A 6162-nucleotide genomic window follows, 5' to 3' on the forward strand; every position below is an offset into this window, starting at 1 on the left:
CTCTACTCTATCACCACACCCATCAAATTGTTGCTTACGTAAAGGTAGAATTTAATATCAATTACACCGTATCCGGCATGAACAAATGGCTTCATCACAACAGATTTAGCTATAAGAAACCGAAAGGTATCCCCCGTAAGGTTGATGAGCAAAAACAGCATGATTTCATTCACCATTACCATGCGCTGAAAGGGGCGACGAGTGACCCGATTTTGTTCTTAGATGCTGTTCACCCAACTCAAGCGACTAAGATTAGTTATGGTTGGATCCGAAAAGGTGAAGACAAAGCAATCGTGACCACGGGAATCCGCAGTCGAATGAATCTCGTCGGCGCTTTAGCGCTCGATGACATCGGCAATACAGTGGTTGAACATTACGACACAATCAACAGCGAGAGTATCGTCCGCTTCTTCTGGCGCCTCCAAAAAGAGGGGGCATTAGCCGTGTCCACATTATCTTAGATGGTGCGGGGTATCACCAGACAGAATTGGTCCAAAATACGGCAAAAGTGCTGAATATTGAGCTCCACTATCTTCCACCCTATAGCCCGAATATCAATCCAATCGAACGACTCTGGAAAGTGATGAATAAGCAGATTCGAAACAACGTTTACTTTGCCAATAAACGAGAATTTGAGTCAACAATAAAACAATTTTTTACGGTGGTATTACCGAATATCGCCGACTCTCTTGTGTCTCGAATTAATGACAATTTTCAGACCATCAAACCTGCACCTTCAAGTTGAACTGGTATAACAATATCTATGTAAGAAATGAGGGTGAATGAGTTGATACGCTGTAGACTGTGTATTATTAACATTGATTAAAATAACACCCACACTTTATATCAAACGCAAGGGAAGCACTGTGTTCATCTTCAATTAGCGTTCTATCACAACTTGTCTCATGGCTATCACATTATTTATTCATCAAAAAAAGATGTAGCAAGAATAGCAGAATCATGTTTTAAGATCGGTATTCCTTTTAATTTTGGAAACAGCAATCCAGTATCAGGTGAAGCTAGAAAGCTTCCATATTTCTTTAACAAAAAATCAGTGCCAGGAACGCTGAATGTAATTTCATCATGTCTTTCAACAATGTCAACATTAGGTGGCTCTATTATATAACAAGCTGTAGGGTTCATTCTGTTAGCAGAATAATCTAGCAAGTCAACGTCTAACACATTGCCACCAAGTTTTCTTACAATGCCTTCGATGTTTTTTATATACCCCAGTTTATCCATGCGCCGCTTACCATCTTCGGAGTTTAGTTCATAAGAAGGCTCAAATAGAATGCACTTTTCTCTTGTAACTCTGAACATCTCTTTAAGGAGAGAGGGCAAATTAGAACCGTTCGGTTCAAGAGCATGAACAGATGTCACGATATCAATACTCTTGGAACTTAAAGGTATTTGTTTAATGTCAGCAACGAATGGGGTTAATTTTATATCTTTAGAAAAGGTATTTTCTCGAAAGAATTCTAAGCCGCGGTACATCCTAGACCAGCTTATGTCAAGGGAATAAACTTTTGACATACAGGAGTCCAGGTGATTTAGCATTAAACTCAATGTCGTGAGTTCACCAGAGCCTACATCCATTAGGCTTTTATGCTTATTCAGGTGAGGTCTTAACTTATTAGCTAGTCCTTCTGCAAACATTTCGGATCCTTCACGATACAAGTTCGCATGTTTAGTATAGCTTCCTGATTGTAAATCATAAGCAATTTCAATAATCTCACTTGTATTATGACTCTCTCGGAATTGCTCTCTTAGGAAAGAAGTTATATTCCCTCCTTCAGAATAAACTTGTTTCGCCTTCATTAAATCTAGATAGTTCATCTACAATAACCCTCAAACTACTTGTTGGAATCCGTTCATCATTGTCAACCACTATGACTTGCCTAGCAAGTTACTTTCTTTTTATAGCAATAGACGGGTTATAATTGTACATCAATTACAAAAATGATTATGGGGCAGTATAATATTATGTGACATAAGCTGACCTCTACGATTACATAAGTATTTCTAAAGAACTACCATCCATAGGTTATGACGCCAAGTGGTTGAGTTAGTCTATAATCTGTCTCTTTTACATGGATGTAATCATGGCTGTTGTTGACGTGAAATGCCGCTTTTGCTCTCAGACTGACCCAGTTATGAAGCACGGGCGCAACCCAAGAGGTATCCAAAGCTACGACATGAATGTTTTTTGAGCAAAGAGGGATCTAGTTGACGGTCACTCTAATGAACTTGGAACAATTCGCTGCTCAATTCGATGATATTACCGACCTAGGCAGTCAGCAAAAGTCACTTACCCACTGTTTGATATTCTCTTTACTACTCTTTGTTCAATGATTGCTGGAGCAAAGGGATGGCACGAAATACGACTCCCACTATTGGGGAAGATTTGCAGAGCAATTTGGGCATGATGTCAAAATTATCAGCCCTAAAAAAGTGAAGGGTTATCTGGAAGGACATAAAACTGATAAAAATGATGCTCTTGCTATCGCTAATTCAGCTATACAAATTGGCATAAAATTTAGTCAGCCAAAATCATTGGAACAACAGACTCTTCATTCACTGGAAACTAGTCGCCGATTTCTCACTAGGAGTATTGTGTCGTTGGGAAATCATATTCGAGCGACTATCTTTGAATATGGTATCGCCTACCCCAAAGGGAAAAAGGGTTGCAGGAATCTGTTGCTTTTGTACTAAACAGTGATGAGTCTATACCAAAGAACCGGATTAGCGTTTTATCTGTACTTTGGAAACAATATAGACAGAAAAAAGAAGATCTTAAAGTGTTAGAACAAGAGAAAAATCCTTTAACTCGTCAAATGGAGCCATGTAATCGATTGATGAAACTAGAAGGTGTGGGAGAGACAATCGCTGCAATGCACTATTCTACGCTTGAAGATGGACAGTAATTCAAAAATGGAAGACAGGCTTCCGCATTTATTGGTCTCATTCCCAAGCAGTACAGTAGTGGTGGAAAAGTGATAATGATGGGGATCAATAAGTACGGTGGTGTAAAAGATCTGCGCTCATTACTATATCTTGGAGCCATGGCCTATATAAGTCGGTTACCAGAGGCACCAACCACACAAAAACAAGCGTGGTTGATTCAGGCGGTTAAACGGATAGGTTATAAGAAAATCTGTATTGCTTTAGCAAATAAGACCGTTAGAACCTCATGGGCAATGCTTCGCTACGAGACTAAATATGAACCAGCGCTGATATAAAGTTGAATTAGTAATCCAAGTGATTTTATACAATGATGAGGCGTTGTTGATCAAATCAGGTTGAAGGCAGATCTTACCTATGTTCCGCTACCGTTAGTGTCTAACAGGCATACCTACTCCTATGACTTTGTTCATGGCTTTGACATTAGCGAGCGCCTCACCGACTTGAGCGTTGTAATGCCTCAAGCTCAATTGGCCACTGGTGAGTCCTTTGTATCGAGACATGGCCGTCTCAGACAGCGAGCGGCCATGATAGCCAGAGTCGATTTCCCATTGGGTTAACGCGCCATTTTTTAACGCTTTAACCGCTTAGTTTATTGAGTGCCCACCCTCCCAAAAGGCCGCATTTTTGCGTGGTGGTATTAATGGCGTTATCCCTTTTCGTTGCAACATGTTATGACACACCTTTGTGTCGTAAGCTCCGTCGCCCGGTACCGTCCGCACCTTTCTTCGAAGAAGGTTGAAGAGTGTGGGTAACACTTCACTGTCTCCGACATTGACGAGACTGACTTCATCACTGATGACTTCATGCGTATCCACATCAACAGCGAGGTGTAATTTACGTCAAGTTCTCCGCTTTTCAATGCCATGCTTTTTAACTTTCCACTCCCCCTCACCAAACACCTTGAGGCCTGTAGAATCAATCGTGATATGACGAACACTGCCACGAGATTTATTGCGGTACTGGACCTGAACTGTCTTGGAGCGCTTGCTAATGCAAGTGTAATCAGGAGAAGTGAGCGGCACATCCATCAGCTTGAAGACCGAATCGATGAAGCCTTGAAGAGCACGAAGCGGGAGAGAGAAGATCCCTTTTATCATTAGGGCGGTTTCAATCGCCGTGTCGGTGCATTGAAACCCTCGACCTCACTTCCCGTGATGGGTCATACATTTCCAGGCTTTCACCGCTGAATCGTCAATCCAGAAAGTAACCCCGCCACGCTGACAGAGTGCTTGGTTGTACTCTCTCCAGTTCGTAATTTTAGCTTTCGACGTACCCATTTTTGTATTCCAACAATCATTCTCAAAAGATCAGATCGCAGGGGTAGAAAAAGGTTCAATTGATTTAGGCAACAACGCCCAATGATGATGCATAAAACGTAAGACCAACCTGCTGAAAACCTGACCCTGTGGAAATGCTTAGAACGAAAGCTGTTATCCTGATAAGGAAAGTAGGTACGCAAACATCATAGGTTAGAGGATAGCTTCCTCAGAAAGAAACCAAATATATGCCCGCATCTTAACTTTTTAAAATTTGTCGTTGTGTAAAACGTGGATTCCATATATGGCACTGGGGGCTTTAATCAAACCTAGTCCACTAAAAACTGCTTTTTTGAACTGTGTCTTATTTCATGGATTTATCAATCCAAATCTTTGTGAGATTATTATTCAGAATTGATACATGGACGGGGCTTAGCATGGCTAAATCAGGATGGTTGGTCGTTATGACCAAGCCGAGAGTCGAAACAGAAGCGAAAATACATTTGGAACAGCAGGGGTTCGTGGTCTACTTGCCGAAGTGGGTCGAGCTCAGACGTAGGTCTAATAGATGGGAAAAAATAGAAACTGCGATGTTCCCACGCTATCTATTTGTGAAGCAGGCTCATGTCGAACAATCGATTTCACCCATTCGTTCTACTCGTGCTGTCAGCCAGTTAGTTCGCTTTGGTACGGAGCCTGCGATGGCAAGTGAAACGCTTATCAACGAAATCCAGCTAATGGAATCATCGCGCTGTACTAGCCGCGACTCACTAAAACCGTTTAAATGTGGCGATGAGGTGATTGTAATGGATGGGCCATTCAAAGGTGTATCTGCTGAGGTTTTGTCATCATACCAGCAACGTGTAGTTTTGCTATTTCAAGTACTTGGCAAGAACCAACAGATGGAGTTTGAGGCTGGGGTTTGCCAGGTGCGTTAAGTCTAAATAGGTCATGACTCCAACTCGATTATACACATGAAGTTTGGAAGCCCGCCGCCAACATTGAGCTTAATTGTGAAGTTGGTAAGACCCCACTTCACTAGACACTTAATAGTTATATAATTCAACAAACTATGAGGTGTTATTATGAGCGAAAAGCGCTACACAGACGAATTGAAAATCCAAGCCGTCGAGCAAGTTACCAAGCACGGACATACACTCAACTCAACAGCTGAACGATTGGGGGGGAGTTACAAATCACTGTGCGATTGGGTAAAAAAGTATGACAAGCCAAAAAATATAGGAAAGCAAGAAGACCCACAGAGTACCGAAATCAGACAGTTAAAGCAGCGTTAAAGCGCGTCACCATGGAAAAGGACATATTAAAGGAAGCCACTGTAGGTTCAAGTGGTCATTGCAACAGTTTTACTAAACTACTGATTTGCATGGACACGAATGATGAAACGAGAAAAACGTACATTTACCCAAGACGAAAAGGATTTAGTATTCAGGCTGTGGAAACAGGGGACAGGCTTTAGCGATATTGGTCGTATTTTAAATGCTGCTCCTGGTACCGTATTCACGGTCCTACGGGAGACTGGTGGCATCAAGCCCAACCCTCGGAAAAGGAATACACAACATCTAACGCTTGAAGAACGAGAAGAAATCAGAGTAGCGTTATCATCCAAAATGTCGTTGAGAGCCATAGCACGTATGCTAAATCGTTCTCCTTCAACGATTTCTAGGGAAGTCGCTCGTAATCGAGGGCGTCGTTATTACAAAGCGGTTGATGCTGACAATCGCGCCAAGCGCATGGCTAAACGCCCAAAGCTTGGGGTCTTAGAACTCAATCGAGAACTTAGAAAAATCATCATATCAAAACTTGAGCTTAAGTGGTCTCCAGAGCAGATATCTGGGTGGCTAAGAGTTGAGTATTCGCGTAGAAAACATATGCGGGTGTCGCACGAAACGATATATAAATCAATTTATGTTCGAGCAAAAAG

General features: G+C 41.8%; 5 protein-coding genes and 4 pseudogenes. 7 read left to right on the top strand and 2 right to left on the bottom strand.

What is annotated here, in order from left to right:
- Window positions 1–745: pseudogene (locus L4C34_RS20220) on the top strand (IS630 family transposase); the annotation flags it as partial.
- 176 nt (window positions 746–921) lie between these two features.
- Here L4C34_RS20220 and L4C34_RS20225 read toward each other — a convergent pair.
- Window positions 922–1836, bottom strand: a complete 915-nt coding sequence (locus L4C34_RS20225) for a class I SAM-dependent methyltransferase (protein ID WP_428791106.1) — start codon at window positions 1834–1836, stop codon at window positions 922–924.
- Window positions 1837–2102: 266 nt separating this feature from the next.
- Between L4C34_RS20225 and L4C34_RS20230 the strand changes: the two genes are divergently transcribed.
- The 3 genes and pseudogenes from L4C34_RS20230 to L4C34_RS20240 all read left to right on the top strand — a co-directional run.
- Window positions 2103–2210 carry an IS1 family transposase gene (locus L4C34_RS20230; RefSeq protein ID WP_428791107.1) on the top strand — a complete coding sequence of 36 codons (108 nt, stop codon included), beginning with the start codon at window positions 2103–2105 and terminating at the stop codon, window positions 2208–2210.
- Window positions 2211–2241: 31 nt separating this feature from the next.
- Window positions 2242–2384: pseudogene (locus L4C34_RS20235) on the top strand (transposase family protein); the annotation flags it as partial.
- Between the two features lie 4 nt (window positions 2385–2388).
- Window positions 2389–3239, top strand: a pseudogene (locus L4C34_RS20240) (IS110 family RNA-guided transposase); the annotation flags it as partial.
- 93 nt (window positions 3240–3332) lie between these two features.
- Here the strand turns inward: L4C34_RS20240 and L4C34_RS20245 are convergent.
- Window positions 3333–4241: pseudogene (locus L4C34_RS20245) on the bottom strand (IS5 family transposase).
- 416 nt (window positions 4242–4657) lie between these two features.
- Here L4C34_RS20245 and L4C34_RS20250 point away from each other — a divergent pair.
- The 3 genes from L4C34_RS20250 to L4C34_RS20260 form a co-directional block, all read left to right on the top strand.
- Window positions 4658–5158 (top strand): transcription termination/antitermination NusG family protein, encoded by a 501-nt coding sequence (locus tag L4C34_RS20250; protein ID WP_428791108.1) that lies wholly within the window; start codon window positions 4658–4660, stop codon window positions 5156–5158.
- 147 nt (window positions 5159–5305) lie between these two features.
- Window positions 5306–5515 carry a transposase gene (locus L4C34_RS20255; protein WP_428791109.1) on the top strand — a complete coding sequence of 70 codons (210 nt, stop codon included), beginning with the start codon at window positions 5306–5308 and terminating at the stop codon, window positions 5513–5515.
- A gap of 102 nt (window positions 5516–5617) precedes the next feature.
- Window positions 5618–6162, top strand: a 545-nt coding sequence (locus tag L4C34_RS20260; protein WP_428791110.1) for a helix-turn-helix domain-containing protein, incomplete at its 3' end; no start/stop codon positions are given.

Source organism: Vibrio profundum (genome assembly GCF_050337555.1).
Taxonomy (GTDB): domain Bacteria; phylum Pseudomonadota; class Gammaproteobacteria; order Enterobacterales; family Vibrionaceae; genus Vibrio; species Vibrio profundum.